The organism is Streptomyces sp. NRRL F-5135 (genome assembly GCF_000719775.1).
GTDB classification, from domain to species: domain Bacteria; phylum Actinomycetota; class Actinomycetes; order Streptomycetales; family Streptomycetaceae; genus Streptomyces; species Streptomyces hebeiensis.
On record NZ_JOHR01000010.1, the window covers coordinates 54,547 to 80,182 of the forward strand.

The 25,636-nt window shown below is 71.7% G+C and carries 21 protein-coding genes and 1 pseudogene; 12 read left to right on the forward strand and 10 right to left on the reverse strand.

What is annotated here, in order from left to right:
* Nucleotides 1-5 precede the first annotated feature (5 nt).
* Nucleotides 6-345, forward strand: a pseudogene (locus tag IG02_RS36625) (ABC transporter permease); the annotation flags it as partial.
* A gap of 78 nt (nucleotides 346-423) precedes the next feature.
* Entirely contained in the window at nucleotides 424-2,082 is a 1,659-nt protein-coding gene (locus tag IG02_RS0119265) for a hypothetical protein (RefSeq protein WP_051765319.1), read from the forward strand.
* Here the strand turns inward: IG02_RS0119265 and IG02_RS0119270 are convergent.
* Nucleotides 2,033-2,701, reverse strand: a complete 669-nt coding sequence (locus tag IG02_RS0119270; protein WP_051765321.1) for a TetR/AcrR family transcriptional regulator — start codon at nucleotides 2,699-2,701, stop codon at nucleotides 2,033-2,035. The two genes, IG02_RS0119265 and IG02_RS0119270, sit on opposite strands and share 50 nt — an antisense overlap.
* A gap of 223 nt (nucleotides 2,702-2,924) precedes the next feature.
* On the opposite strand from IG02_RS0119270, the gene IG02_RS0119275 reads away from it, so the two are divergent.
* From IG02_RS0119275 to IG02_RS0119290, 4 genes are all read left to right on the forward strand, one after another.
* The gene (locus IG02_RS0119275) at nucleotides 2,925-3,899 is read left to right on the forward strand and encodes a tetratricopeptide repeat protein (RefSeq protein WP_199814042.1); all 975 of its coding nucleotides are present in this window, start codon (nucleotides 2,925-2,927) and stop codon (nucleotides 3,897-3,899) included.
* A 735-nt stretch (nucleotides 3,900-4,634) separates the two neighbouring features.
* Nucleotides 4,635-5,273 (forward strand): DUF6230 family protein, encoded by a 639-nt coding sequence (locus IG02_RS0119280; RefSeq protein ID WP_030749308.1) that lies wholly within the window; start codon nucleotides 4,635-4,637, stop codon nucleotides 5,271-5,273.
* A 99-nt stretch (nucleotides 5,274-5,372) separates the two neighbouring features.
* Nucleotides 5,373-5,912, forward strand: a complete 540-nt coding sequence (locus IG02_RS0119285) for a DUF6114 domain-containing protein (protein WP_030749312.1) — start codon at nucleotides 5,373-5,375, stop codon at nucleotides 5,910-5,912.
* The gene (locus IG02_RS0119290) at nucleotides 5,902-7,362 is read left to right on the forward strand and encodes a hypothetical protein (protein ID WP_030749315.1); all 1,461 of its coding nucleotides are present in this window, start codon (nucleotides 5,902-5,904) and stop codon (nucleotides 7,360-7,362) included. Before IG02_RS0119285 ends, IG02_RS0119290 begins: the two co-directional genes overlap by 11 nt.
* Before the next feature lie 322 nt (nucleotides 7,363-7,684).
* Here IG02_RS0119290 and pyk read toward each other — a convergent pair whose 3' ends face one another.
* Nucleotides 7,685-9,124: a pyruvate kinase gene (gene pyk / locus IG02_RS0119295; RefSeq protein ID WP_030749318.1), complete on the reverse strand. Its 1,440-nt coding sequence runs from the start codon at nucleotides 9,122-9,124 to the stop codon at nucleotides 7,685-7,687.
* Nucleotides 9,125-9,198: 74 nt separating this feature from the next.
* Nucleotides 9,199-10,476, reverse strand: a complete 1,278-nt coding sequence (locus IG02_RS0119300) for an acetate kinase (RefSeq protein WP_030749321.1) — start codon at nucleotides 10,474-10,476, stop codon at nucleotides 9,199-9,201.
* Nucleotides 10,477-10,492: 16 nt separating this feature from the next.
* On the opposite strand from IG02_RS0119300, the gene IG02_RS41645 reads away from it, so the two are divergent.
* Nucleotides 10,493-10,744: a hypothetical protein gene (locus tag IG02_RS41645; RefSeq protein ID WP_158712338.1), complete on the forward strand. Its 252-nt coding sequence runs from the start codon at nucleotides 10,493-10,495 to the stop codon at nucleotides 10,742-10,744.
* Here the strand turns inward: IG02_RS41645 and pta are convergent.
* Nucleotides 10,710-12,785: a phosphate acetyltransferase gene (gene pta, locus IG02_RS0119310; protein WP_030749327.1), complete on the reverse strand. Its 2,076-nt coding sequence runs from the start codon at nucleotides 12,783-12,785 to the stop codon at nucleotides 10,710-10,712. The genes IG02_RS41645 and pta overlap by 35 nt on opposite strands.
* 381 nt (nucleotides 12,786-13,166) lie before the next feature.
* Between pta and IG02_RS0119315 the strand changes: the two genes are divergently transcribed.
* The 4 genes from IG02_RS0119315 (at nucleotide 13,167) to IG02_RS0119330 (ending at nucleotide 16,194) form a co-directional block, all read left to right on the forward strand.
* Nucleotides 13,167-14,192: an ATP-dependent 6-phosphofructokinase gene (locus tag IG02_RS0119315; protein ID WP_030749328.1), complete on the forward strand. Its 1,026-nt coding sequence runs from the start codon at nucleotides 13,167-13,169 to the stop codon at nucleotides 14,190-14,192.
* Nucleotides 14,193-14,405: 213 nt separating this feature from the next.
* On the forward strand, nucleotides 14,406-14,840 hold the full coding sequence (locus tag IG02_RS0119320) for a type VII secretion target (protein WP_030749331.1): 435 nt from the start codon (nucleotides 14,406-14,408) through the stop codon (nucleotides 14,838-14,840).
* A gap of 8 nt (nucleotides 14,841-14,848) precedes the next feature.
* Nucleotides 14,849-15,886, forward strand: coding sequence for a hypothetical protein (locus tag IG02_RS0119325; protein WP_030749333.1), 1,038 nt, complete (start codon nucleotides 14,849-14,851; stop codon nucleotides 15,884-15,886).
* On the forward strand, nucleotides 15,883-16,194 hold the full coding sequence (locus tag IG02_RS0119330) for a hypothetical protein (RefSeq protein WP_158712339.1): 312 nt from the start codon (nucleotides 15,883-15,885) through the stop codon (nucleotides 16,192-16,194). Before IG02_RS0119325 ends, IG02_RS0119330 begins: the two co-directional genes overlap by 4 nt.
* Nucleotides 16,195-16,243: 49 nt before the next feature.
* On the opposite strand, the gene IG02_RS0119335 is transcribed toward IG02_RS0119330, so the two are convergent.
* The 5 genes from IG02_RS0119335 to IG02_RS0119355 all read right to left on the reverse strand — a co-directional run bounded on the left by IG02_RS0119335 (nucleotide 16,244) and on the right by IG02_RS0119355 (nucleotide 22,292).
* Nucleotides 16,244-17,101: a carbohydrate ABC transporter permease gene (locus tag IG02_RS0119335; protein ID WP_030749339.1), complete on the reverse strand. Its 858-nt coding sequence runs from the start codon at nucleotides 17,099-17,101 to the stop codon at nucleotides 16,244-16,246.
* 1 nt (nucleotide 17,102) lies between these two features.
* Nucleotides 17,103-17,990: a carbohydrate ABC transporter permease gene (locus tag IG02_RS0119340; protein WP_030749340.1), complete on the reverse strand. Its 888-nt coding sequence runs from the start codon at nucleotides 17,988-17,990 to the stop codon at nucleotides 17,103-17,105.
* 127 nt (nucleotides 17,991-18,117) lie between these two features.
* Entirely contained in the window at nucleotides 18,118-19,482 is a 1,365-nt protein-coding gene (locus IG02_RS0119345; RefSeq protein WP_030749341.1) for an extracellular solute-binding protein, read from the reverse strand.
* Nucleotides 19,483-19,746: 264 nt separating this feature from the next.
* A complete protein-coding gene (locus tag IG02_RS0119350) occupies nucleotides 19,747-20,547 on the reverse strand; it encodes a response regulator (protein ID WP_078854613.1) in 801 nt (266 codons plus the stop codon).
* Nucleotides 20,544-22,292, reverse strand: a complete 1,749-nt coding sequence (locus tag IG02_RS0119355) for a sensor histidine kinase (RefSeq protein WP_078854614.1) — start codon at nucleotides 22,290-22,292, stop codon at nucleotides 20,544-20,546. The genes IG02_RS0119350 and IG02_RS0119355 overlap by 4 nt, the downstream gene beginning before the upstream one ends.
* 154 nt (nucleotides 22,293-22,446) lie before the next feature.
* Between IG02_RS0119355 and IG02_RS0119360 the strand changes: the two genes are divergently transcribed.
* Nucleotides 22,447-23,826: a cation:dicarboxylate symporter family transporter gene (locus IG02_RS0119360; protein ID WP_051765323.1), complete on the forward strand. Its 1,380-nt coding sequence runs from the start codon at nucleotides 22,447-22,449 to the stop codon at nucleotides 23,824-23,826.
* A 210-nt stretch (nucleotides 23,827-24,036) separates the two neighbouring features.
* Here the strand turns inward: IG02_RS0119360 and IG02_RS0119365 are convergent, their stop codons facing one another.
* On the reverse strand, nucleotides 24,037-25,584 hold the full coding sequence (locus IG02_RS0119365; RefSeq protein WP_030749350.1) for an FAD-dependent monooxygenase: 1,548 nt from the start codon (nucleotides 25,582-25,584) through the stop codon (nucleotides 24,037-24,039).
* Nucleotides 25,585-25,636 lie beyond the last annotated feature (52 nt).

Below are 25,636 nucleotides of genomic sequence, written 5' to 3' on the forward strand. Positions count from 1 at the left end.
GGTACGGCGTGGCGGTCGTCGTCGTCCTCGGCTCGGCGTTCCTTCTCCTGCCTCTCGATGACCATCGCGGGGATCGTGCTCACCCGCGACCGGCTGATGGGGATCGGCCAGGCCATCACCATGCCGCTGTTCTTCGCCTCCAACGCCCTCTATCCGGTGGCGATCATGCCGGCCTGGCTCCAGGCGGTCAGCAGGGCGAACCCGCTGAGCTACCAGGTGGACGCCCTGCGCGGGCTGTTGCTCGGCACGCCGTCCCATCTGCTGCTGGACCACGGCGCGTTGCCGGCGGCGGCGGTCGCGGGCATTGTGGCGGCTTCGGCGTTGCCGGGCCGACTGGCCAGATGATGACGCGCCCGCGACGAGGGTGCGACGAGAGGTGACGACCGGGGCCAGGTACCAGGAGCCGGGGGAACGGGGGGGCGTATGGCAGGGCGTATCGCACGGGCACGCTACGACCAGCGGGTGCTGGCGCTGGTCGAGGTGCGGGGCGGGGACCGCGACTGGGCCGAGGCCGAGCAGGTCTTCGAGGCCCACGGCTGGCTCGTCCTCGACCACTCCCCGCCCGGCGGCGCGAGCGGTCCCGGCGCGGCCCTGCGCCCGGACCCCGCCGCCCGGCTCTACCGCGTCGAGGTACGGCTGTACGGCTCGGCCCGCCGCGCCGAGCGGGGGGCCGCCTGGCACGTGCGCCGCGCCGCGCGCGCCGCGCAGCTGGAGATGTACGTGCGGCGGGCCGACCGGCTGGAGCGCGACGTCGACCTGCTGCCGGAGTGGCTGGCCCACTCGGCGCCCCGGCGCACCGCGCGCCCCCCGGGCTCGCCCGCCAGGGGCCGGCTCGTCACCCGTGTGAGGCGCCGGCTCGGACGCTGGGCCGCCCGGACGGGCGCGTACGACACGGGCACGATGGTCTCCGGCGCCCCGCTGGAGGCGTTGCGGCTGGCCCGCGCGGATCTCCCGGGCGGCGCGGCCGCCCGCGGCGACGTCTCCGTACGGCCCATGGACGGGCGCAGGCGGCGGCCCGCCTCGTCCCGGCGTCCCGAGGGCCAGCTCGACCGGCGCCTCGCCCGGCTGGCGCTGTCGTTCTTCGTGATGGCGATGGCCGCGGTCATCGCGGTCCACAGCACCGGCGCCGCCCGCTACGGCTGGGCGGGCGTGGCCCTGATCGCTCTCGGTGTCGGCACGTGGGCCGGGCTCACGATGGACCGGGTCGGCGAGCGGTCCACCAATCTGCTGCTCACCGTGTTCCTCGGTGTCGTGTTCCTCGGCATCTCCTTCTCCGACGGCGGCCTGTCCACGTCACAGGCCGCGACCAACCTCTACGGACTGGTCCTGGCCGCCGCGCTGTGGCTGCTGGTGCGGCAGTGGAGCTGGGGCGAGTGGGCGACCTGGGTGGTGCCGCTGGTGGTGACGCTGGTGTTCTCCTCCTTCGTCGGGGCCGGTTCGGTGCTGCACGCGCTCTACGCGGACGCGCTCTCGCTCTCGCCCGGGGACCTCGACGTACCGCCGATCTGGCAGTTCGCCTCGGCACTCAGACTGGTCTCCTTCCTGCTGCCCGTCCTGTTGTTGCCCGCGGTCTGGGGGATCGCGAAGCACTTCCACTACGTGAAGCCGGACGAGCGCATGAACGGGCTGATGTACCTCGCGCTGCTCGCCGTCTTCCTGGTCACCGCGGGCGGGATCGCCGTCGACGACGCGACCGGGGCGGCACGCCGGACGGCGGAGGCCGCGCGGAAGGGCGACCCGGCTCCCTCGTACTTCGGTGTCGAGCCGGAGTGGTCGTGCCTGGAGCCGACCGTCCCGCTCGCCTCGCTGCCCGGCGAGGGCGGGCGGCTCGATCCCACGCGCCCTTATCTGTCGTTCGGGGTCGCGGGCGGCGACGCGGTGCTCCGGGACCGGGAATCCGGCGACACGCTCAAGGTCCCGGCGGGCAAGGTGCGGATCGTGCCGGTGGACACGGGACGGGGGCGCTGCGCGGGCTCCGGCCCCACCGCCGGCTCCGGCTCCGACCGCACCGCCGATTCCGGCGGCTCCGGTGTCAGCCCCGCGCCCCCGTCGGCGACAGGCCGTCCAGCAGCAGCGCGGTGAACGCGCGCGTCCAGCCCTCGTCCACCGGCCGCGCGCTGACCAGCGCGCGGTGCAGCACCGCCCCGGCGATCACGTCGAAGACCAGGTCCGCGGTGCGGCCGGCCGCCTCCGGGTCCGGCTCGTACGGCAGCTCACCGCGCAGCCGGGCGCGTTCCCGGCCCAGCAGTACCAGGCGCTTCTGGCGGTCCACGATCGAGTGACGGATCCGCTGCCGCAGTGTCTGGTCGCGCGTGGACTCCGCGACCAGTGCCAGCAGCGAGGCCCCGGCCTCCGGCCGCGCCAGCAGCGCGGCGAACTGGAGCACCACTCCTTCGACATCGGCCGCGAGACTGCCCCGGTCGGGGAGTTCGAGATCGTCGAAGAGGACCGCGACCGCGTCCACGACCAGGTCGCACCGGCCGGACCAGCGCCGGTAGAGCGTGGTCTTGGCGACTCCGGCGCGTTTCGCCACGTCGCTCATCGTCAGCTTGGACCAGCCCAGCTCCACCAGCGCGGCCCGGGTCGCCGCCAGGATCGCGGAATCCGTCTCCGGCCTGCGCGGGCGGCCGGGGCGGCCCACGGGGGACGACGTCGCCGCGGGTGCGCGCGCGTCGTCTGCGGGATGGGTACGGCGGGGCATGACGACCGACGATAGCGGGCGGCGGCCGATGTGTTGTGAGCCAGGTCACCGGGTGTCCCGTGTCCCGGCCCGGGGCGGCACGTTACGCTACGAGCCGTAGCGTAAGCGTGTGGTGGACGCGCACCGTGCGGGAGCCGTGTGGCGGAAGCCGCCGGCCGACTCGCGAAACGTCGGTGAACGCACCGCTTTTCTCAAGTGTGCGCGGAAGGGGGAGGATGTACTCATGCAGCCTAGGAACATGTCCATGAGCGGCGTCGTCGACCTCGCCGCGGTGAAAGCGGCCGGTGAGGCCAAGGCGAAGGCGGAGCAGGCCCGCGCGGAGGCGGCCCGCCAGGGCGGGACCCCCGCCGTGTCCCCGTCGAACCTGGTGATCGACGTCGACGAGGCGGGCTTCGAGCGCGATGTCCTCCAGCGCTCCACCGAGGCCCCGGTCGTCGTCGACTTCTGGGCCGAGTGGTGCGAGCCGTGCAAGCAGCTGAGCCCGGTGCTGGAGCGGCTGGCGCGGGAGTACAACGGCCGGTTCGTGCTCGCCAAGGTCGACGTCGACGCCAACCAGATGCTGATGCAGCAGTTCGGGATCCAGGGCATCCCGGCCGTCTTCGCGGTGGTGGCGGGCCAGGCGCTGCCGCTCTTCCAGGGCGCGGCGCCGGAGGCCCAGATCCGGCAGACCCTGGACCAGCTCATCCAGGTCGCCGAGGAGCGCTTCGGGCTGACCGGCATCGCGGTGGACGCGGACGCGGACGCGGCGGCCGGCGCGGAACCGCAGGCGGCGCCGCCGGGACCGTACGACGCCCTGCTGGAGGCGGCCGTCCGCGCGCTGGACGCCGACGACTTCGCCGGCGCGGCCCAGGCGTACCGCAACGTCCTGTCCGACGACCCCGGCAACACGGAGGCCAAGCTGGGCCTCGCACAGGCCGAACTGCTCGGCCGGGTCCGGGACATGGACGCGCAGAAGGTGCGCGACGACGCGGCGCGGCGGCCGGGCGACGTGCAGGCGCAGATCGCCGCCGCCGACCTCGACCTGGTCGGCGGGCATGTGGAGGACGCCTTCGGACGGCTGGTGGAGGCGGTGCGCCGGACGGCCGGCGAGGACAGGGAGGCGGCCCGGGTGCGGCTGCTGGAGCTGTTCGAGGTGATCGGCCCGGACGACGTACGGGTGACCGCCGCCCGCTCGGCGCTGGCGAGGGTCCTCTTCTGACAGCCCGGTGACAACCCCGGGGACGGCTCTGGCGACGGCTCCGGCGTCGCCTTTCCGACAGCCCCGGCGGGGCCGGGACCGGTGGTGGGGGTGGCGTGGCGGCGGTGCGGAGGGCCTGACATAGTGTCGGGCGCCGACGTTTTCGCCCCGTAGCGCCGTCACCACCGTGACACCGCCATGGATTTGGCGACAATGTGACATCGGCGTCCGCACTTTACCGAAACTTGGTAAAGTGCGGCACTGTTACTCGCAGTAAATCAACCCACTTCCTCTGTCCTGCTGTGGGGGACCTTGCCGCTTTTGTCGCCGCGAGGGGAGGCACCGTGCGTGCCTGCCCGATATCACGGGGTCGTGCCCCGGCTGTCAGGCCGTTACTAGCCAGTAACGAACCCCCTTGTGTCCTGGGCGCGAATGCACCACGATCGGCGACGCTCGGTTCCATCACCGCGCCGGCGCGGCAGCCAGCCGCGGTCGCGGTCCTGGGTCCCCACCGGGCGGACCGGTGGCACGTCCGCCGGCCCGGACAGGGGGGTCCTTGCCCAAGGGGCAGGGCCTGTCCAGAGGTTGCGCGAAGGCGTGGCCAGTGGTTGTCGCTCGGGGGTGATCGCCGGTGCTTTCGGACGCAGTCGCGCCTGAGGGGAACGGGCGCTCTCCTTCCCGAGGACGTAGCACTTCTCCCATCCCAGGACGGGCTCCGGCCCGACCGGAGATGTACGTCCGAGAAGGAGGACATTCATGGAGTCCCAAGTTCGTGGCGGGACCAGATGGCGGCGGTTCGCCGTCGTCATGGTGCCAAGTGTCGCCGCCACGGCAGCGATAGGTGTCGCGCTCGCGCAGGGGGCGCTGGCGGCGTCGTTCAGTGTGTCGGGCCAGAGCTTCAAGGTGCGGGCCGCCAAGCTCGTCGGTCACGACTTCGTCCAGTACGGCGGGGTCGCCGAGGGCGTGGACATGGAGGGCAACAAGGCCATCCACCCGGTCGCCGTCTCCGGTTTCAAGACCGCCGAGATCACGAAAATGTGCCAGTCCGTGGTCACCCCGCTGCCGGTCCTCGGCACGAGTGTGACGCTCGTGCTGAACGCCGGTGACAAGGGCCGGGACATCGAGGCGCAGAACCTGTACCTCGACGTCGAGTCCCTCGACGCCGACGCGGAGTTCAAGAACATCAACATCGGCGTGGCCGCCGGTCAGAACAAGTCGCCGGGCATCCAGCCGGGGACGAAGGCCAACCCGAACGGTTTCAGCCAGGAGTCCGAGACCGCCACGCTGACCGATGTGAAGCAGACCGCCTGGGCCACCACCGCGGGCACGTTCAAACTGCCTGACCTGAGTCTGCGGCTCAAGGTCGGCGATCCCAAGAAATACGAGTGCTACTAGGCACCCTCCGGGCGGGGCGGGCGGCCCGGACCAGCGGCTCGCCCGGCCCGCCCGGCCCTGTCTCTCACCGCAACACCGCTTTCCAGGGAGCTGTTTTCCATGAGCGCCGAGTCCACAGGTTCCCGCGGATTCACGTACTGGCGGCTTCGGTTCCGCGCCTGGCGAGGCACCCGGCCGTTCTGGGCGGGCCTGTTCACCCTGCTCGGCGGACTGCCGATCGCCTACTTCCCCTACGCGCAGCTCCATCTCGGCAACCTGACCCTGGCCATGTCCACCACGGCGGGCGCGGGATCGCTGATCATCGGCGTCCTGCTGGTGACACTGGGTCTGACGATGTGGTTCCAGAGCATCGTCCGCGTCTTCGCCGGTGTCGCCGCGATCCTGCTCGCGCTGGTGTCGATCCCGGTGTCCAACATCGGCGGTTTCCTGCTGGGCTTCCTGTTCGCCCTGATCGGCGGCGCGCTCTCCATCTCCTGGGCCCCCGGCGCCCCCGTCAGACCGGCGGCCGGTCCGGACACACCCCGCGGAGCGCCGGTCCCCGACGACGACCCCTTCTTCCCCGAGCCGCGCGACGGGGAGGCCCCGAACGTCCCGGATATGACTGCCCAAGCGAACGGCGGGAGGAAAAGTGCGGGGTGACGGTGCGCCGCGCGACGCGGCCGGGGGCGAGACGCCCCGTACGAGAAAGGGGCCGCGTCACGCGGCACCGAGAAAGTCGCTCCTGACGAAGCTCCAGATACCCGCGGGCAAGGCCATGGCCCTGGCCGCGATGCCGACGGCGGTCTTCGTGGGGATGGGGCTCACCCCCCGGCTCGCGCTGGCCGAGGACAGCAAGGACATCCCCTTCGCGCCGGGCCCGTGCGTGACGCGCTCGGACGGGCCGGACGCCTCCGCGTCGCCCTCGCCGTCCGCGTCCGGCAGTTCGAAGCCGGACGGGTCCCCCTCCGGGAGCCCGGCCCCGTCGGGCAGCGGGCAGGACGAGCGGCCGGACGGGGAGCGGAGTCCCTCGGGTGACGGCGGTACGGGGGATACGGGGGACGCGGCCGACACGGGCGCGTCGCGGCCGGGGACCGCACCGTCGCCGTCGCCCTCGGGGAGTCCCGCACCGACTCCCACGCCGACACCGGCACCCACCCCGACGAAGACCAGGAACCCGCTCGATCCGCTGGGCCTGGGCGACGCGCTGGGCGGCCTGTTCGGCGGTGACGGCAAGAAGGAGACGGCCGGCCCGGAGCCGGGCGCCACGGCGGACCGGCCCACGGACACGGACCCGGGCACGTCATCGGGCGAGGCTGCCGACAAGGACAAGGACAAGGACAAGGCCGGAGCCGAGGACGCCGACAAGGCCGCGGACAACGGCACCGACGAGGGAGCCGACAAGGGCTCCGGCAAGAAGAAGGACGGCTCGGACACGGCCTCCGACGACACGGCCTCCGACGGCAGGGCCTCCGACGACGCCGACGACGCGGCGGACGAGACCCGGAAGTCCATCGAGGAAGCGGCCCGGAAGGCCGGCGCCTCCGTCGAGGAACTGGACGACGCCGCCAAGGGCCTCGAAGCCCGTAAGGACGACGACATCCCCTCCGCGGCGAGCGGCAAGGAACCCTTCCCCTGCCCCACCCCGGACCCCGACGCCCTCGCCGCGGCAGAGGAGGAGCCGGGCATTCCGCTGCTGCCCGACGACCCCTGGACGCTGCACAGCACGCTGCTCACGCTGCGCGGGCTCGACTACAAGGGGATCGTGGAGGTGCGGACGGCCGCCGGAGAGGTCAAGAAGGCGCTGAAGTTCACGTCCACCTCCATCGACATCAAGGACCTGCACCAGACCGTCGTCTACCCCGAGGGAAAGACGGGGAACGTGAAGGCGGCCGAGGGCTCGACGTCCACCTTCCGCGACGGCGAGGTGACGATGTACACGGAGAAGCTGACGGGCAATCTCTTCGGCATCGTCCCGATCACCTTCAGCCCGGAGACCCCGCCGCCGCTGAACGTCCCGTACGCCTTCTTCACGGACGTGGAGGTCATCCAGGCGGGCCAGTTCGGCGGCACCCTGACCGTCCCCGGCCTGCGGAACTACCTCACGGACTGACGCCCGGCGGGCTCGGGCCCGACGCCCGGGCCAGGTGCTTTCACGCGCCGGTTATGTGGTTGTGGCCCACACCGACCGGTCGGTGTGGGCCACAACCATGCCACCGACCCACCTGCCCGAGCGAGGGTTCGGGCGGCTCTTGCGTCCTGCGCCGCGTTCGGCGGGCCCCAGCGCACAAAAGCGTCTCGGTGAACCACTGCTGTCCCAGCGCTAACTCCCGTACGTGGACGTCGCCCACCGGCAGGACCGAGAACGCGCTCGGCCCCGCCGGTGTCGGGACGCCGACGGGGCCCAGGGGAGCTGAAAGGGGGTCAGGCGGACGTCAGGCGGTCGCGGTGTCGGAGCCGCCGCCCAGGTGGTGCACGCGCACCATGTTCGTCGTGCCGGGGACCCCGGGGGGCGAGCCCGCCGTGATGATCATGATGTCGCCCTCGCCGTACCGCTGGAGCTTGAGCACTTCCTCGTCCACGAGGTCGACCATCTCGTCCGTGCTGGCCACCCACGGCACGATGAAGGACTCCACGCCCCAGCTCAGCGCGAGCTGGTTGCGCGTCGCATGGTCCGTGGTGAAGGCGAGGATCGGCTGCGACGCGCGGTAGCGGGACAGCCGGCGGGCCGTGTCACCGGACTGTGTGAAGGCGACCAGCGCCCTGCCACCCAGGAAGTCCGCGATCTCGCAGGCGGCGCGGGCCACGGAACCGCCCTGCGTGCGCGGCTTCTTGCCCGGGACCAGCGGCTGGAGGCCCTTGGAGAGCAGCTCCTCCTCGGCGGCGGCGACGATCTTCGACATCGTCTTGACCGTCTCGATCGGATACGCGCCGACCGACGACTCCGCCGAGAGCATGACCGCGTCCGCGCCGTCCAGGATCGCGTTCGCGACGTCGGACGCCTCGGCGCGGGTGGGGCGGGAGTTGGTGATCATCGACTCCATCATCTGGGTCGCCACGATCACCGGCTTGGCGTTGCGGCGGCACAGCTCGATGAGCCGCTTCTGCACCATCGGGACCTTCTCGAGCGGGTACTCGACGGCCAGGTCGCCGCGCGCCACCATCACCCCGTCGAAGGCCGCGACGACGGCCTCCATGTTGGCCACCGCCTGCGGCTTCTCCACCTTGGCGATGACGGGGACCCGGCGGCCCTCCTCGTCCATGATCTTGTGGACGTCCGCCACGTCGTGGGCGTCCCGGACGAACGACAGGGCGACCATGTCGCAGCCCATCCGCAGCCCGAAGCGCAGGTCCTCGACGTCCTTGTCGGAGAGAGCGGGCACGTTGACGGCCGCGCCGGGCAGGTTGATGCCCTTGTGGTCGGAGATGACCCCGCCCTCGATGACCATCGTCCTGACCCGGGGGCCCTCGACGTCGACCACCCGCAGCTCGACGTTGCCGTCGTTGATCAGTACCTGGTCGCCCTTGGAGACGTCACCGGGCAGGCCCTTGTAGGTGGTGCCGCAGATCGACTTGTCGCCGGCGACGTCCTCGGTGGTGATGGTGAACTCGTCGCCCCGCACCAGCTCGACGGGACCCTCGGCGAAGGTCTCCAGACGGATCTTGGGCCCCTGGAGGTCCACGAGGACGCCCACGGCGCGGCCGGTGTCCTGCGCCGCCTCCCGCACGCGGCGGTAGCGGTCCTCGTGCTCCGGGTGGCTTCCGTGGCTCATGTTCAGACGGGCCACGTTCATACCGGCCTCGATGAGCGACTTCAGCTGCTCGTACGAGTCGACGGCGGGGCCCAGCGTGCAGACGATTTTGGAACGGCGCATGAGGCGGATCCTATCGGTTTGTTTCGACTCGGAATATTCCGTCTGGCGGAAGATACAAATGGGCGGGGGGCCGCTCAGGCGTCGTCCGCCCGACCCGCGCGGGCCCGGTTCTCACCGCCCGCGCGGTCCCCGCCGACCAGTGCGAAGGTCTGCGCGGCGATCTCCAGCTCCTCGTCGGTCGGGACCACGGCCACCACGGTCCCGGCGGAGTCCGGCGAGACGATCCGGGGCTCGTCGGACCGTACGGCGTTGCGCTCGGCGTCCACTGCCAGGCCCAATGCCTCCAGGCCCGCGACGGCGGCCTCCCGTACGGCGGCCGCGTTCTCCCCGACGCCCGCCGTGAACGCCACCGCGTCCACCCGGCCGAGCACCGCCGTGTAGGCGCCGATGTACTTCCTCAGCCGGTGGATGTAGATGTCGAAGGCGAGGGCGGCCCGCGGGTCGCCCTCGTCGACCCTGCGGCGTATCTCGCGCATGTCGTTGTCCCCGCAGAGACCGACCAGACCGCTTTTCTTGTTGAGAAGTTCATCGATCTCGTCCGTGGACATTCCCGCCACGCGCTCCAGGTGGAAGGTCACCGCGGGATCGATGTCCCCGGAGCGCGTACCCATCACCAGCCCCTCCAAGGGCGTCAGTCCCATCGAGGTGTCCACGCACCGGCCGCCCGCGACCGCCGACGCCGACGCCCCGTTGCCCAGGTGCAGCACGATCACGTTGACGTCGGCGGGGTCCTTGCCCAGCAGTTCCGCGGTCCTGCGGGAGACGTACGCGTGCGAGGTGCCGTGGAAGCCGTAGCGCCGGATGCGATGGGCGTCGGCCGTCTCGATGTCGATCGCGTAGCGGGCCGCGTGCTCGGGCATGGTCGTGTGGAACGCGGTGTCGAAGACCGCGACCTGGGGCAGGTCGGGACGCAGCTCGCGCGCGGTACGGATGCCGGTCAGGTTCGCCGGGTTGTGCAGCGGCGCCACCGGCACCAGCCGCTCGATCTCCGCGCACACGGCGTCGTCCACGACGGTCGGCTCGCTGAACTTGAGCCCGCCGTGCACCACCCGGTGGCCGATGGCCGCCAGTTCGGGGGAGTCGAGCCCGAGCCCGTCCCGGGCCAGCTCGTCCGCGACCTCCCTCAGCGCGGCGGTGTGATCCGCGATCCGGCCCGTGCGCTCGCGCTTGCCCGCCCCGTCGGGACCGCCGGTGAGCGGGGTGTGCACCAGCCGGGAGGTCTCCTCGCCGATGCGCTCGACCAGCCCGACCGCCAGGCGCGAGCTGTCCGCCATGTCCAGGAGCTGGTACTTGACGGAGGAGGAGCCGGAGTTGAGGACGAGGACTCGGGTGGGTCGGGAACTCTCGGTCACGGAGGTGGCGCCTTCTGTGCTGGTGCTGGTGCTGGTGCTGGTGCTGGTGCTGGTGCTGGTGCTGATACGGGTGTGTCCGGTGGTGCGGCTACCCACGGAGCGGGCGGAAATGGCGCCCCCGGCCGAGGCGGTGGTGTCGCCCCCGGCGGGTATGGAGGCGTCGGCAGCCGTGCGGGCGGCGCCCGGGGGCCCGGCAGCCGCGCGACCTCTTACGGTGTCGTCGGCCGACGTGCTCACGCCGGCTCGCCCTGCGCCTGAATCGCCGTGATCGCGACCGTGTTGACGATGTCCTGCACCAGCGCGCCGCGCGAGAGGTCGTTGACCGGCTTGCGCAGCCCCTGGAGCACCGGGCCGACCGCGACCGCGCCCGCCGAGCGCTGGACGGCCTTGTAGGTGTTGTTGCCGGTGTTCAGGTCCGGGAAGACCAGTACGGTCGCCTGCCCCGCCACCTCCGAGTCCGGCAGCTTCGTGGCGGCCACGGACGGCTCCACGGCCGCGTCGTACTGGATCGGGCCCTCGATCCGCAGATCGGGCCGGGCGGAGCGGACCAGCTTGGTCGCCTCCCGCACCTTGTCGACGTCCGCGCCGGAGCCCGAGGTGCCGGTGGAGTACGAGAGCATCGCGATGCGCGGTTCGACACCGAAGCGGGCGGCGGTCGCGGCGGACTGGACGGCGATGTCCGCGAGCTGTTCCGCGTCCGGGTCCGGGTTCACCGCGCAGTCGCCGTACACCAGCACCTTGTCCGCCAGGCACATGAAGAACACGGACGAGACGATCGACGCGTCGGGCCGGGTCTTGATGATCTCGAAGGCCGGTCGGATCGTCGCGGCCGTCGAGTGCGCCGAGCCGGACACCATGCCGTCGGCCAGGCCCTCCGCCACCATCAGCGTGCCGAAGTAGTTCGGGTCCGAGACCACGTCGTACGCCAGCTCCACCGAGACGCCCTTGTGCGCGCGCAGCGCCGCGTACCGCTCGGCGAAGCCCTGGCGCAGCTCGGAGGTGACCGGGTCGGTCAGCTGGGTGTCGCCCAGGTCGATGCCGAAGTCCGCCGCCTTCTTCCGGATGACGTCGGTGTCGCCGAGCAGGGTCAGGTCGCACACGCCCCGGCGGATCAGCACGTCCGCCGCGCGCAGCACGCGCTCCTCGGCCCCCTCGGGCAGGACGACCCGGCGGCGGTTCGACCGGGCCTGTTCCAGCAGGTCGTGCTCGAACATCATCGGCGTCACCCGGCCGCTGCGCGCCACCGACATCCTGGCCACCAGATCCGCGGTGTCGACATGGCGCTCGAACAGGCCGAGGGCGGTCTCGGCCTTGCGCGGCGTGGCCGCGTTCAGCTTGCCCTCCAGGCCGAACAGCTCGGCGGCGGTCGGGAAGGAGCCGCCCGGCACCGAGATCACGGGCGTGCCGGGCGCGAGCCGCGCGGCCAGGGCCAGGACGGACTCGTCGGGCCGCTCGTCCAGGGTGAGGACGACCCCCGCGATGGGCGGGGTGCTCGCCGAGTGCGCGGCGAGGGCGCCGACCACCAGGTCGGCCCGGTCGCCGGGGGTGATCACCATGCAGCCCTGGGTCAGGGCGGCGAGGAAGGTCGGCAGCATCGCGCCGCCGAAGACGAAGTCGAGCGCGTCGCGGGCGAGCCCGGAGTCGTCGCCCAGCAGCACCTTTCCGCCCAGCGCGTGGGTGACCTGCGCGACGGTCGGCGCGGACAGCGCCGGCTCGTCCGGCAGGACGTAGGTGGGGACGGGCGGCTGGTCGGTCAGGGCCTCGGCGATCGCCGACCGGTCGCCCGGGGCCACCCGGTTGACCACCATGGTCAGGACGTGGCAGCCCAGGGCCTCGTAGGCGCGGTAGGCGTTGCGGGCCTCGGCCGCGACGGACTCCGCGCTCTGGCCCTTGCCGCCGACCACGGCTATCACCGAGGCGCCGAACTCGTTGGCGAGCCGCGCGTTGAGCGACAGCTCGTCGGGCAGCTGGGTGGCGGCGAAGTCCGTGCCGAGGACGAGCACCACCTCGTAGTTCCGCGCCACCCGGTGGAACCGCTCGACCAGCCGGGACACCAGTGCGTCCGTGCCCTCCTCGGCCTGGAGGGCGGACGCCTCGTGGTAGTCGAGCCCGTACACGTCCGCCGGGTCCTGCGAAAGCCGGTAGCGGGCGCGCAGCAGCTCGTAGAGCCGGTCGGGCCCGTCGTGGACGAGGGGCCGGAACACCCCCACCCGGTCCACCTGCCGTGTCAGGAGTTCCATGACTCCCAGCTCCACGACCTGGCGGCCGTCCCCCCGGTCGATCCCGGTCACGTACACGCTCCGCGTCACGCGCGCTCTCCCGTCCGTACTCGTGGGACGGCTCGGCGAGCCGTACGGGGGCGCGCCCCGAGGCCCGGGCGAGGTCCCGGTATATGCGAACTCATGTCTGGACAAAAATTTCCATTAGGGTGGCGATGCCCCCTTGACAATACCTCTGGGGGTGATAAAGGCGCCTTGTGGTGTATACCCCGCGCGGTACGGGGGTACGAGCCGGGCCCGGGCCTTCGCGCCGGTACGTGGTGCGCATCACCCGTGGGAGGATCGGACAGCGGCTCATGCGCGGGGACGGTTCATACGCGAGGCCGGCTCATGCGTGGGGCCGGATCCTGTGCGGGGCCGGAGCCCCGACCCCGGGAATCCACAGCACTAGCGAGCAGGAGATACAGCACGATGCGTATCGGAGTTCTCACCGCAGGCGGCGACTGCCCCGGCCTGAACGCAGTGATCCGGTCGGTCGTGCACCGGGCCATGACCGGGCACGGAGACGAAGTCATCGGCTTCGAGGACGGGTTCAAGGGCCTGCTCGACGGCCACTTCCGCCCCCTCGACCTCAACGCCGTCAGCGGCATCCTCGCCCGTGGCGGCACGATCCTGGGCTCGGCCCGGCTGGAGCGCGGGCGGCTGCGCGAGGCCGCGGAGAACTGCGCCCAGCTCGCCCGCCGTTACGGCATCGACGCGCTCATCCCGATCGGCGGCGAGGGCACGCTGACCGCGGCGCGACTGCTGTCGGACGCGGGGATGCCCGTCGTGGGCGTGCCGAAGACCATCGACAACGACATTTCCTCCACCGATCGCACCTTCGGTTTCGACACCGCGGTCACGGTCGCCACCGAGGCCATAGACCGCCTCAAGACCACGGCCGAGTCCCACCAGCGGGTGATGGTGGTCGAGGTCATGGGCCGGCACGCGGGCTGGATCGCGCTGGAGTCGGGCATGGCGGGCGGCGCGCACGGCATCTGCCTGCCGGAGCGGCCGTTCGAGGTGGACAGCCTGGTGAAGATGGTCGAGGAGCGCTTCTCCCGGGGCAAGAAGTTCGCGGTGATCTGCGTGGCCGAGGGCGCGCACCCGGCGCAGGGGTCCATGGAGTACGGCAAGGGCGAGATCGACCAGTTCGGCCACGAGCGCTTCCAGGGCATCGGCAACCGCCTGGCCGCCGAGCTGGAACGCCGGCTGGGCAAGGAGGCCCGCCCCGTGATCCTCGGCCACGTCCAGCGCGGCGGCACCCCGACGGCGTACGACCGCGTCCTGGCCACCCGCTTCGGCTGGCACGCGGTGGAGGCGGCGCACCGGGGCGAGTTCGGGAAGATGACGGCGCTGAAGGGCACGGCGGTGGAGATGGTGCCGCTGGCGGAGGCGGTGACGCGGCTCAAGACGGTGCCGGAGGACCGGATGTTCGAGGCGGAGTCCGTCTTCTGAGGATTCGGTGTGCGTCCTGAACGATCGGTGCGTCCTGTGACGGTTCGGTGCGCCTGCTGAAGGGGCGGTTCGTCTTCCGGTGCGGTGGTCGCGGGCGCGCCCGAAGGGGGTGTGCGCCCGAACGGATCATCGGGTTACGGTGCATGGGTATGCGTGCATCCGCCACGCAGCTGTTCGAGGCGGGCGCACCGTAGCCGGACGAACGGGGGACTGATGTCTTTTGACGAGGAATGGGCCCGGCACAAGGCCGACGCCCAGGCGGAGCAGGACGTGGGAACGCGGCTCGACTCGGCCGGTGGCGGCGACCGGGGAACGAAGAAGAAGCTGCATGTGACACCTTCCGTGCTGCGCGGTCGCGCGGGCAAGGCCGAGAACAAGGCGGCCAAGGAGTTCCGGGACGCCCACAAGAGCGCCGTGACGACGACGTCCGAGGTGCCGGGCTCCATGAGGGGCTTCTCGTGTGACGAGGCCTTCGCGGACTTCATCACCTCCTGGAAGAAGGGCGCCGCGTACGTGGCCGGCCAGATCGGCAAGGACGGGCTGGCGACGGCCCTGCGATCGGCGGCGGACTCCTTCGACGACGAGGAGGACGAGCGCAAGAAGTCCTTCAAGAAGGAGTACACGTACAAGCCCGGCGACGTCATCTAGGGGGAAGCATGACGCTGACGTACAAGGACGTGAGGGGCGTCGACCTCGCGACGTTCTCGACGGCGGTCGACGCCTGGGGCAAGCTGCCCGGGCAGATCGGAGAGGCCGGCAGCACGTTCCGCACCGAGGTGGCCAAGGGGCTGCGGGAGTCCGACTGGAAAGGGGACACGGCGGAAGCGGCGTGCACCGAACTCGAAACCCTCGAGTACGAGATCGACCACGCGGAATCCGAAGCGAAGAACATCCACACCTTCCTCCAGGCCTGCCTCAAGGAATTCCGCAGGACGAAGAAGGTACTGGACGACATCGCGGACGAGGTCGCGGGCCACGAACATCTCTCGCTCAACGCGGCCGACGGCTCGGTGTACGTGGACGCCGACAAGGTGGAGCCCGAGCAGCTGGGGCCGCTGAACAAGTCGTACCAGCCCACGGTCGAGTCGTACCGGACCAGGACCCGACAGGCCGTCGACGACGCCGAGGAGGCTGATACGACCCTCCGCTGGTCCCTGCGCGAGCTGAGCGAGTGCTACGGCACGGGATTCTTCCCGGCGGCTCCGACGGGCCTCGCGGAGGCGCGGCGGAGCCGGGAGCAGAGCGCGCGGCAGACCGGCGAGAAGATCTCGCTGAAGGAGATCTCCGACCAGGAGATCCAGACCAGGCTGGACAACGCCTCCAAGGGCAAGTTCGGCAGCGACACCCTCAAACCGGCGGCCGAGTTCCTCGGCTACCGGTCCTGGCTGAACAGTGCGGACAGCCTCCAGAAAGGCAAGTGGGCCGACGCCAAGACGTACTTCCTCGGCGGCATGCCGGCGTACCTGGCGGGCATGGAGGCCGAGTTGTTGGCGACCTCCGGTGGCGGCGGACGGCACCGCAAACCGACCCTGATGAACAAAGTGGGCAATGTCGGAGGGAAGATCTTCGGCTTTCCGGCCGCCGTGGTCGCGACCGGGCTCGACTTCTACTACACGCCTGCCCAGCACGCGTCCGAGGGGCCCGACGCGAAGATCATGGCCCCCAAGGATCCGGGCAAGGTGCATTGGAAGTGAGCGAACACATGGGACCCCGAGGCGACCGGCGGGGCACGGAGCCCCGAGGCGGCGACCGGCCGGACACCGGACCGGGGAACAGAACGTTTTTCGAGGCCTTCCTCAGCAATCACCGGACCCTCGTCCTGGGCATCCTCGCGTCCGTCGCGGGCATCACGGGCGCCGTCGGGGGCGCGGGCGCGGGGGCGGACACGCTCGACGTCGTCGCGCTCGCGGGGATCGGGGTGCTCGGGCTGATCCTCACGATCGCCTCCGTGACCGCCCTCGCGAGGAAACCGCGCGGGGCGGCGCCGAAACGTACCCGCTGAGGGGCGGGGACCGAGGGCCGAGGGCCGGCGGAGATTCCGTTGCCGGCTCTCAGCCCTTCACCGCGCCGCCCAGGGCGAAGCCGCCGCCCAGGCGGCGCGAGATCAGGACGTACAGCACCAGCACCGGCGCCGAGTACAGGATCGAGAACGCCGCGAGCTGCCCGTAGATCACCGACCCGTAGTTGCCGAAGAACGTGAAGACCGAGACGGACGCGGGCAGTTGTTCCGGCGTGAGCAGCAGCATGAACGGGACGAAGAAGTTGCCCCAGAGCTGGATGAACGTATAGATCGTCACCACCGCGAGGCCCGGCCCCATGAGCGGCAGCACCACCCGGGTCAGCGTCTGGAGGCCGGACGCGCCGTCCGTCCTGGCCGCCTCCTCCAGGACCGTGGGCACGCCGTCCATGAAGTTCTTCATCAGCCAGATGGAGAACGGGAGCTGGGAGGTGGCCAGGAACAGCGCCGTGCCGTGGAGCGTGTCGACCAGATCGACCTGGACGAACAGTCCGTACACCGGGACCATGACCGCCGTGATCGGCAGGCAGGTCGTGAACAGGACCGTCAGCAGGTACGGCCGGGTCAGGCGCGAACGGTAGCGGGAGAGCGGATAGGCCGCGAGGGCCGCGCAGACCACCGTCAGCAGGGTCGCGCCGCCGCACAGGATCAGGCTGTTGAGCATCGGCGTGAACGTGATCTCGTCGGTGAGGACGGCGGCGTAGTTGTCCGTGGTGGGGGAGGCGGGCGCCCGTACGCGCAGGTCCGCCTCGCCGTCCACGGAGGCGAGCACCAGCCAGAGGAGCGGCAGGGCGAACGCCGCCGCGGTCAGCAGCAGGGCCCCGTCGGCGGCGAGGCGGCCCCGGCGGTGCCGGTTCGGCAGGCGTCCGTCCCCGACGCGTGGGCTCGGCACGTCACACCTCCACCTTCATCAGGCGCAGGTAGACCAGCGAGAACAGCGCGCCGACGAGCAGCAGGAGCAGCGCCACCGCCGTCCCGTACCCGATCAGGCTCTTGAGGAACGCCTGGTCGTACATGAACACCGGCAGCGTCTGGCTGCGGTTGCCGGGGCCGCCGCGCGTCATCGCCCAGATCAGGCCGAAGACGGAGAGCGTCGAGAGGGTGTTGAGCATCAGGTTCGTGCCGATGGAGCGGCGGATCATCGGCAGGGTGATGTGCCACACCCGCCGCACCCCGCCCGCTCCGTCCACCTGCGCCGCCTCGGTGACGTCCCGGGGGATCTCGGCGAGCGCGGCGGAGTAGATCAGCATGGAGAACGCCGTGCCGCGCCAGACGTTGGCGAAGGACACCGCCAGGATCGGCAGTGTGAACAGCCAGTTCTGGGAGGGGAGATGGAGCTGGTCCAGGATCGCGTTCAGGGTGCCTTCCCGGCGGAAGAACGCGTAGAGGAGGAACGCCGCGACGATCTCCGGCAGCACCCACGCGGCGATCACCAGCCCGCCGGTGAGCGTACGGACCGGGCGCGAGGCGGCGCGCATCAGTCCGGCCAGGGCCAGGCCGAGCGTGTTCTGGCCGAGGATCGAGGAGACGACGGTGAACACGAGGGTGAGCAGGACCGCGTTACGGAAGTCCGCGTCGGCGAAGGCGCGCCGGAAGTTGGCCAGGCCCACGAAATCGGCACCGGCGGAGCCGGTCAGCTGGGCGTCGGTGAAGGCGATCCAGACGCAGTAGACGATGGGGCCCGCGAGGAAGAGCAGCAGCAGGACGGTGGCGGGCGCGAGGGGCAGCCAGCGCAGGAACCGCCGCCGTGCGCGCCGGGCCCCGGCGGGTCCGGTCGTCAGCGCGCCGGCGCCGCGCGCCGGGGCGGCGGCCCCCGTCACGCGCGCCCCACCGCGACGTCGCCCCGCCTCACCGTCCCACCACCGCGATGTCCTCCCGCCTCACCACCGTGGAGGGCGCCCTGCCGCCTCACCGTTTCACCACCGCGCCGTCCACCAGCGTCGTCAACTGGGCGTCGTACTCCTTCGCCGCCTGCTCCGGCGAGCCGTCGCCCGTCGTCACCGTCTCCATCGCCTCGCCGATCGCCGCCGAGACCTGCGGATACACCGGCAGCGCCGGGCGGTAGTGGGTGTGTCGCACCAGGCCGGTGAAGAACTCGATGCCCGGCATCGACGTCAGGTAGCGGCGGTCGGCGGCCACGTCCTCGCGCACCGCGACCTGCGCGTCGACGATGTCCCACCGGACCGCGTTGTCCTTTGTCTGCATCGTCTTCAGGAACTCCCACGCCAGATCCGGGTTCTTCGCCCGCCGCGGGATCGCCCACGCCCAGCCGCCCGACATCGACACCTTTCCCGGCGGCCGGCCGGTGCGCGTGGGCATCGCCGCCTGCCCCAGCTCCTCCGACCAGCCGGGCCAGCCCTTGGATCCCCCCTCCAGCCAGAACTGGCCCAGCCAGGAACCGTCCAGCGAGATCGCCAGCTTCCCCTCCGGGAACCACTCCGTGCCCACGCGCGTACCGACATTGGGGTCCAGCGCGTCGGAGACCTCGGGGCCGAGCTTCTCCGCGTACACCGTGCGGACGAACCCGAGCGCGTCACGGAAGCCCTTGCCGCCCGCCACCCACTTCTTGGCCTTCGCGTCGTACAGCGGGTCCTCGCCCCGCTCCCCGGTGCCGTACAGCAGCATCTCGAAGCCCTGCATGACGGCCGCCTCGCCCGCCGCCTTGCCGGTGTAGACGTTCAGCGGGATGACGCCCGGAACCTTCCGCTTGACCGTGCGCGCCGCGTCCAGGACCTCCGCCCAGGTCCTGGGCTGCCAGTCGGCCGGCAGGCCCGCCCGCGCGAAGATCTTCTTGTTGAACCACAGGCCCCGCGTGTCCGTGCCGTCCGGCACGGCGTACGTCTTGCCGTCCTGCGCCCGCGCCGCCGCCTTCGCCGTGTCGACGAACTGCCCCCAGGCGGGCCACTTCGCCAGGTAGTCGTCCAACGGCCGCAGGTAGCCCGCCTCGATGTCGGCGTTGACACGGAACGTGTCTTCGTAGACCAGATCCGGCGCGGTCTTCGGCGACCGCATCATCTGCTGCGCCTTGGTCGCGTAGTCGTTGTCCGGCGCCTGGATGGGGACGAGCTGGACCTTCTTGCCCGGGTGCGCCCGCTCGAACTGCTTCTTCACGGACTCCAGGAACGCGTCCTTGAACCGGACCTTGTTGTCCGTGGAACGGTTGTACGCGACCTTCACCGTGTCCGGATCGCCGCCCGATCCGCCACCGCACCCGGTGGCGAGGGAACAGGCGGCGAGCACGCCGGCGAGGAGCAGTGGGGCGGTGGGGCGCACGGGCACGACGTCCTCCTGAGCCGCTGGGAGCCGCCCGCCGAGCCGCTGAGCCGCCACGGGCCGCTCGGCGACCGTAGGACCGGGCCGGGAGGAAGGTCAATCCCCTTGCAAAGGAGAGGAGTTGGCGCCCCCTGGCGCACCGGGCCCGCCGTGCGCCGTACGGGTGCACGCGGCACGCACTCGTGCGTATGCCGCGCCGGGCCCTGGCCCGGGCCGGGGCAGGTCAGTCAGGTCCGCGCGGATCCGGTCGGCGCACGCGTCGGCTCAGCGCGTCGTCGAGACCCACCGGTACTGCAACTCGGGCCGCCCCACGTGCCCGTACTGCGGGCTCCGCTCCGCCCGGCCGCTCGTGACCAGGTGCTCCAGATACCGGCGTGCCGTGATCCGTGAGATCCCGGCCAGGGCGCCCGCCTCGGCCGCCGTCAGTCCCTCGACCGACGCGCGCAGCGTCCGGGTCACCGCCTCGAGCGTCGGCGCGCTCAGGCCCTTGGGCAGCGAGGACGGCTGCGGCGCGCGCAGGGCGCCCAGGGCCCGGTCCACTTCCTCCTGGCCGCTCGCCTCCCCGGCCGCCGCGCGGAATTCGGCGTACCGCGTGAGCCGGTCCCGCAGGGTGGCGAAGGTGAAGGGCTTGAGGACGTACTGCACCACGCCCAGCGAGACCCCCTCCCGTACGACCGTGAGGTCCCGCGCCGAGGTCACGGCGATGACGTCCGCGTGGTGCCCGGCCGCGCGCAGGCTGCGCAGCAGCTGGAGGCCGTGGCCGTCGGGGAGGTAGAGGTCGAGCAGGATCAGGTCGATGTCGGTACGGTCCAGCAGCCGGCCGGCCGCCACGCGCGAGTGGGCGACGCCCTCGACGCTGAACCCGGGTACGCGGCCCACGTACAGCTGATGGGCGTCGGCCGCGACCGGGTCGTCCTCGACCACCAGCACCCTGATGGGGCTGCCGGAGGGCCCCGAGGGCCCGGGGCGGCCGGGCGCGTTCGACGCGCCCGACGGTCCGGACGGACCCTGCGCACCGCTCGACGGTACCGACGAGCCCGACGGACCCCGCGCGTCCATGCTCATGGCCGCACCTCCGTCCCCGCGCCGTCCACGTGCGCGCCGTCCGAGCCGTTCGAGCCGCCCGTGCCGTTCACGTTCGCGCCGCCTGTTTCCGTCATGCCGGTCGCGGCCGCGGTTGTCACGGTCGCGGGCGTTGCCGCGACGGACGGCACGGTCGCCGCCGGCCCCCGGCGGCCGTCCAGCGGCAGCCGTACGGTGAACTCCGCACCGCCCTCCGCGCCCCGCGCCAGCGCCACCGTCCCCCGCGCCCGGTGCACGGCCTGCCGGACGAGCGCCAGGCCCAGCCCGCGTCCGGGTCCCCTCGTCGACCAGCCGCGCCGGAAGACGTCGTCCATCGCGTCCGGTGCCACCCCCGCGCCCGTGTCCCGCACGCCCAGCAGCAGCTCCCCGTCCTCGGCCAGCGCGGTCACCGTGACCCGCGCGCCCTCGCCGCCCTGCGCCGCGTCCACCGCGTTGTCGATCAGATTGCCGAGGATGGTCACCAGGTCGCGGTCCGGCAGCGACGCCGGCAGCACCCCGTCGTCGATCCGGCTCTCGTCCGTCAGCACCAGCTCCACCCCGCGCTCGTTGGCCTGGGCCGCCTTGCCCAGCAGCAGCGCGGCGAGGACGGGTTCGCCGACCGCCGCGACCACCCGGTCCGTGAGCGCCTGCGCCAGCTCCAGCTCCGCCGTGGCGAAGTCCACCGCCTGCTCCACCCGGCCCAGTTCGATCAACGAGACGACCGTGTGCAGGCGGTTGGCCGCCTCGTGCGCCTGTGAACGCAGTGCCTGGGTGAAACCGCGCTCGGAGTCCAGCTCGCCGGAGAGCGCCTGGAGCTCGGTGTGGTCGCGCAGGGTGACCACCGTGCCGTGCCGCTCGCCGCCCACCACCGGACGCGTACTGACCACCACGACCCGGTCGGCGGTCAGGTGCACCTCGTCCGTACGCGGCTCGGAGGCCAGCAGCGCGCCGGTCAGCGACGCGGGCAGGCCCAGCTCCGCGACCGGGCGGCCCACGGCGGACTCGTCCAGCCCCAGCAGCTCCCGGCCGCCGTCGTTCATCAGCGCGATTCTCCGTCCGCCGTCGAGCATCAGCAGTCCCTCGCTGACGGCGTGCAGCGCGGCCTCGTGGTAGTCGTGCATCCGGCTCAGCTCGGTCGCGTTCATCCCGTGGGTGTGCCGGCGCAGCCGCGCGTTGATCACGTACGTACCCGCGCCGCCGAGGACCAGCGCCCCGCCCGCCATCAGCGACACCATCTTGACCTGCCGCGTCACCTGCGAGGACACCCGGTCCACCGTGATGCCGACGCTGACCAGGCCGGTGATCTGGCCGCCGTCCCTGATCGGCGTAACGGCCCGTATGGAGGGGCCGAGCGTGCCGGTGTAGGTCTCGGTGAAGGTCTTGCCGCGCAGCGCTGGCTCCGTACGGCCCAGGAAACGCATCCCGATCTCGTCCGGGTCGGGGTGCGTCCAGCGGATCCCCTTCGGGTTCATGATCGTGATGAAGTCGATGCCGGTGTCGTGCCGTACCCGCTCCGCGTACGGCTGGAGGCGGGCGGTCGGATCGGGCTCGCGGATGGCCTCCCGTACAGAGGGGGAATCGGCCAGCGAGTGCGCCGCGGCGAGCACCTCCTTGCGCGCCGAGTCCTCCGCCTGGTCGCGGCCCGTGAGGTAGGCGAACAGAGCGCATCCGGCCACCACGGCCGCGACGAGCACGACCTGCATGGCGAACAGCTGACCGGCGAGGCTGCGCGGTCGGGGCAGGTGCATGCAACAAGAATGCCTGGCCGGATTCATATGAACGAAATGAACGTAAGGGTGACCGGCGTCACAGCTGTGGTGGATAGTCCTCGGGACCCCCTTCGGGACAGGGAATCCGGGACAGGGACCGGGGGTCACCCCAGGGACGAGTCAAGGAGGACCCGTGGCCGCTGCAAAACGGGACCGTACCCACTACCTGTACATCGCGGTGATCGCCGCTGTACTGCTCGGCATTCTCGTGGGCTTCACGGCTCCCGGTGTGGCTGTCGAGCTGAAGCCGCTCGGTACCGGCTTCGTCGACCTCATCAAGATGATGATTTCCCCGGTCATCTTCTGCACCATCGTGCTGGGCGTCGGATCGGTCAGGAAGGCCGCCAAGGTCGGCGCCGTGGGCGGGCTCGCCCTCGGCTACTTCATGATCATGTCGACCGTGGCGCTCGCCATCGGCCTGGTCGTCGGCAACATCCTGGAGCCGGGCTCCGGCCTGCACATCACGGAGGCCGCCCGGAGCGCGGGCGCCGCCCAGGCGGGCGGCGCGAGCGAGTCCACCGCGGACTTCCTGCTCGGCATCATCCCGACGACGATGGTCTCGGCCTTCACCGAGGGCTCCGTCCTCCAGACGCTGCTGATCGCGCTGCTCGCGGGCTTCGCCATCCAGGCCATGGGCTCGTCGGGCGAGCCCATCCTGCGCGGCATCGGGCACATCCAGCGGCTGGTCTTCCGGATCCTCGCCATGATCATGTGGGCCGCGCCGGTGGGTGCCTTCGGTGCCATCGCGGCGGTCGTCGGCGAGACGGGCCTCGACGCGCTGAAGTCGCTGGCCATGATCATGATCGGCTTCTACGTCACCTGTGCCCTCTTCGTCTTCCTCGTGCTGGGCGCGCTGCTCCGGGTGGTCTCGGGCATCAACATCCTCTCGCTGCTGAAGTACCTGGGCCGCGAGTTCCTGCTGATCCTCTCCACCTCCTCCTCCGAGTCGGCGCTGCCGCGTCTGATCGCGAAGATGGAGCACGTCGGCGTGAGCAAGCCCGTCGTCGGTATCACCGTGCCGACCGGCTACTCGTTCAACCTGGACGGCACCGCCATCTACCTGACGATGTCCTCCCTCTTCATCGCCGAGGCCATGGGCGACCCGCTCTCCATCGGCGAGCAGCTCTCGCTCCTGCTGTTCATGATCATCGCGTCCAAGGGCGCGGCGGGCGTCACCGGCGCCGGCCTGGCCACGCTGGCCGGCGGCCTCCAGTCGCACCGGCCGGAGCTGGTCGACGGCGTGGGCCTGATCGTCGGTATCGACCGCTTCATGAGCGAGGCGCGCGCCATGACGAACTTCGCGGGCAACGCGGTCGCCACGGTCCTGATCGGCACGTGGACGAAGGAGTTCGACAAGGAGCGGGCGGAGCAGGTGCTGGCCGGGAAGATTCCGTTCGACGAGAAGACCCTGGTGGACGACGGTCACGGTGGCCCCGCGGAGGCCGAGGCCGCCGCCCCGGTGGAGCCTGCCGGCGCCGACTTGGACAAGGGCAGGGACAAGGCCGGGGTCTGAGGGCCCCGGGTCCCGGACACACGGTCCCGGACAACCGCATGAACCTTCGCGAATGAGCGGGGCCGGGTGCTTTCCCCACACCTGTGGCCCCGCCAAGGACCGGCCCGCACGGAGACGCTTCCGTGCGGGCCGGTCCGCGTGATGGCCCGCGCGCGGTCGTCCGGTCCGCCCAGTCGTCCGGTCCGCCCAGTCGTCCGGTCCGCCCAGTCGTCAGCCGGTCGCCCAGGCCACGTGCCCGTCGGGACGGACGAGAGCGGACCGTACGCCGGACCAGCCGGGGTGCGGACGTGCCAGGGGCGCGTGGTGTACGACGGTTCTCCCGGCCGGGACAGGGAGGCCGGAGGAGGGGCCGGACGGGGCCGCGAGCGCGTCACCAGCCTCGCCGGTGAGGTCGAGCAGAACGTGACGGCCCGCGTGCAGCAGAGTGAACAATGAAGTCTCCGCGCCCTCGCCGTGGCCGTCGCTGTCCCGCCCGGCGAACGCCAGGTCCGGTGCGCGCCGGCCGACGAGCGGGTGTACGTCCACCGCCACCGCGGCCCCGGGCCCCGCTGTCCCCCGCGCTGCCGTCCCCCACCCTGCCGTCCCGCGCGCGGGCGGATACGCGACCGAGAGCCCCGACAGCCGTTCGGCCAGGTCCCGCGAGAACGCGGGATTGGTCGCGATGAGCCGGCCGAGGAACGCGCGCAGCGCCTGCCCTTCCGGCGTGAAGGCCGTCATCAGCGCGGTCTGCGCGCGGGTGCTCTCCAGCAGCTCCGCGCCGACGGGGTGCCGCTCGTCGTGGTAGCTGTCCAGCAGACTCTCCGGCGCCGTCCCGCGTACGACCGCCGCCAGCTTCCAGCCGAGGTTGGTGGCGTCCTGGAGACCGACGTTGAGCCCGACGCCCCCGGCCGGGAAGTGCGTGTGCGCCGCGTCCCCGGCGAGCAGCACGCGCCCGGCGCGGTAGCGCGCGGCCTGCCGGGTCGCGTTGCCGAAGCGGGAAAGCCAGACCGGGTCGCGCATGCCGAAGTCGTCGCCCGCGACCCGGGCGATCTTGGCCCGCAGCTCCGTCAGGGTCGGTGCCGCGGCCGGACGCGCCCCCATGTCCTCGCGGGTGGCGCCGACGAATCGGTACAGCCCGCCCGGCAGCCGCAATGCCATGATCCCGCCCTCGCTGTTGGACACGCTGAGGCCGGGGCCCGGCGGCGGGCTGTCCAGGAAGACGTCGGCGAGCCAGCCCCACACCGTGGCGTCGGTGCCGGGGAAGCCGATGCCCGCCGCCTCGCGGACGGTGCTGCGGGTGCCGTCGCAGCCGACGGCGTACCGCGCCCGGAGCGGGTACGTCTCACCCCCGGGCCCCTCCACCGTCACCGTGACCGCGTCCGCCTTCTGGACGAGGCCGGTGACCCGGTGGCCGCGCCGGATCCGTACCCCGGCCGACCGGGCCCGTGCCTCCAGCAGTTCCTCGGTACGGGCCTGGGGCAGCGCGAGCGTGTACGGGAACGGCGTGTCCAGCGCGCCGAAGTCCATCCGGTCGTCCAGCGAGCCGAAATGGCCGTTCGGGATGGGCCGGCCCTCGGCGAGGAGGGGTTCCGCCGCGCCGCGGAACGCCAGGATCTCCAGGGTCCGGGGATGGAGGGTGAGCGCCTTCGAGTGCGGATTCCGTTCCTCGCGGGTCTCCAGGAGCGTGACGGCCACCCCGCCCAGGCGCAGTTCGGCGGCCAGCCAGAGTCCGACGGGGCCGCCGCCGACGACGACGACCTCTTCCGCGGTCGGATGCATGCGTGACCTCTCTCTTGGTCGGTGACCAATGATGACTGCGACAGTAGACTAG

Coding starts and splice junctions, on each gene's coding strand:
- IG02_RS0119275 (WP_199814042.1), top strand. CDS start 2,925: ATGCAGCCTAGGAACATGTCCATGAGCGGCGTCGTCGACCTCGCCGCG.
- IG02_RS0119265 (WP_051765319.1), top strand. CDS start 424: ATGGCAGGGCGTATCGCACGGGCACGCTACGACCAGCGGGTGCTGGCG.
- pyk (WP_030749318.1), bottom strand. CDS start 9,124: ATGCGCCGTTCCAAAATCGTCTGCACGCTGGGCCCCGCCGTCGACTCG.
- IG02_RS0119315 (WP_030749328.1), top strand. CDS start 13,167: ATGCGTATCGGAGTTCTCACCGCAGGCGGCGACTGCCCCGGCCTGAAC.
- IG02_RS0119350 (WP_078854613.1), bottom strand. CDS start 20,547: ATGAGCATGGACGCGCGGGGTCCGTCGGGCTCGTCGGTACCGTCGAGC.
- IG02_RS0119285 (WP_030749312.1), top strand. CDS start 5,373: ATGAGCGCCGAGTCCACAGGTTCCCGCGGATTCACGTACTGGCGGCTT.
- IG02_RS0119355 (WP_078854614.1), bottom strand. CDS start 22,292: ATGCACCTGCCCCGACCGCGCAGCCTCGCCGGTCAGCTGTTCGCCATG.
- IG02_RS0119270 (WP_051765321.1), bottom strand. CDS start 2,701: ATGCCCCGCCGTACCCATCCCGCAGACGACGCGCGCGCACCCGCGGCG.
- IG02_RS0119365 (WP_030749350.1), bottom strand. CDS start 25,584: ATGCATCCGACCGCGGAAGAGGTCGTCGTCGTCGGCGGCGGCCCCGTC.
- IG02_RS0119325 (WP_030749333.1), top strand. CDS start 14,849: ATGACGCTGACGTACAAGGACGTGAGGGGCGTCGACCTCGCGACGTTC.
- IG02_RS0119280 (WP_030749308.1), top strand. CDS start 4,635: ATGGAGTCCCAAGTTCGTGGCGGGACCAGATGGCGGCGGTTCGCCGTC.
- IG02_RS0119320 (WP_030749331.1), top strand. CDS start 14,406: ATGTCTTTTGACGAGGAATGGGCCCGGCACAAGGCCGACGCCCAGGCG.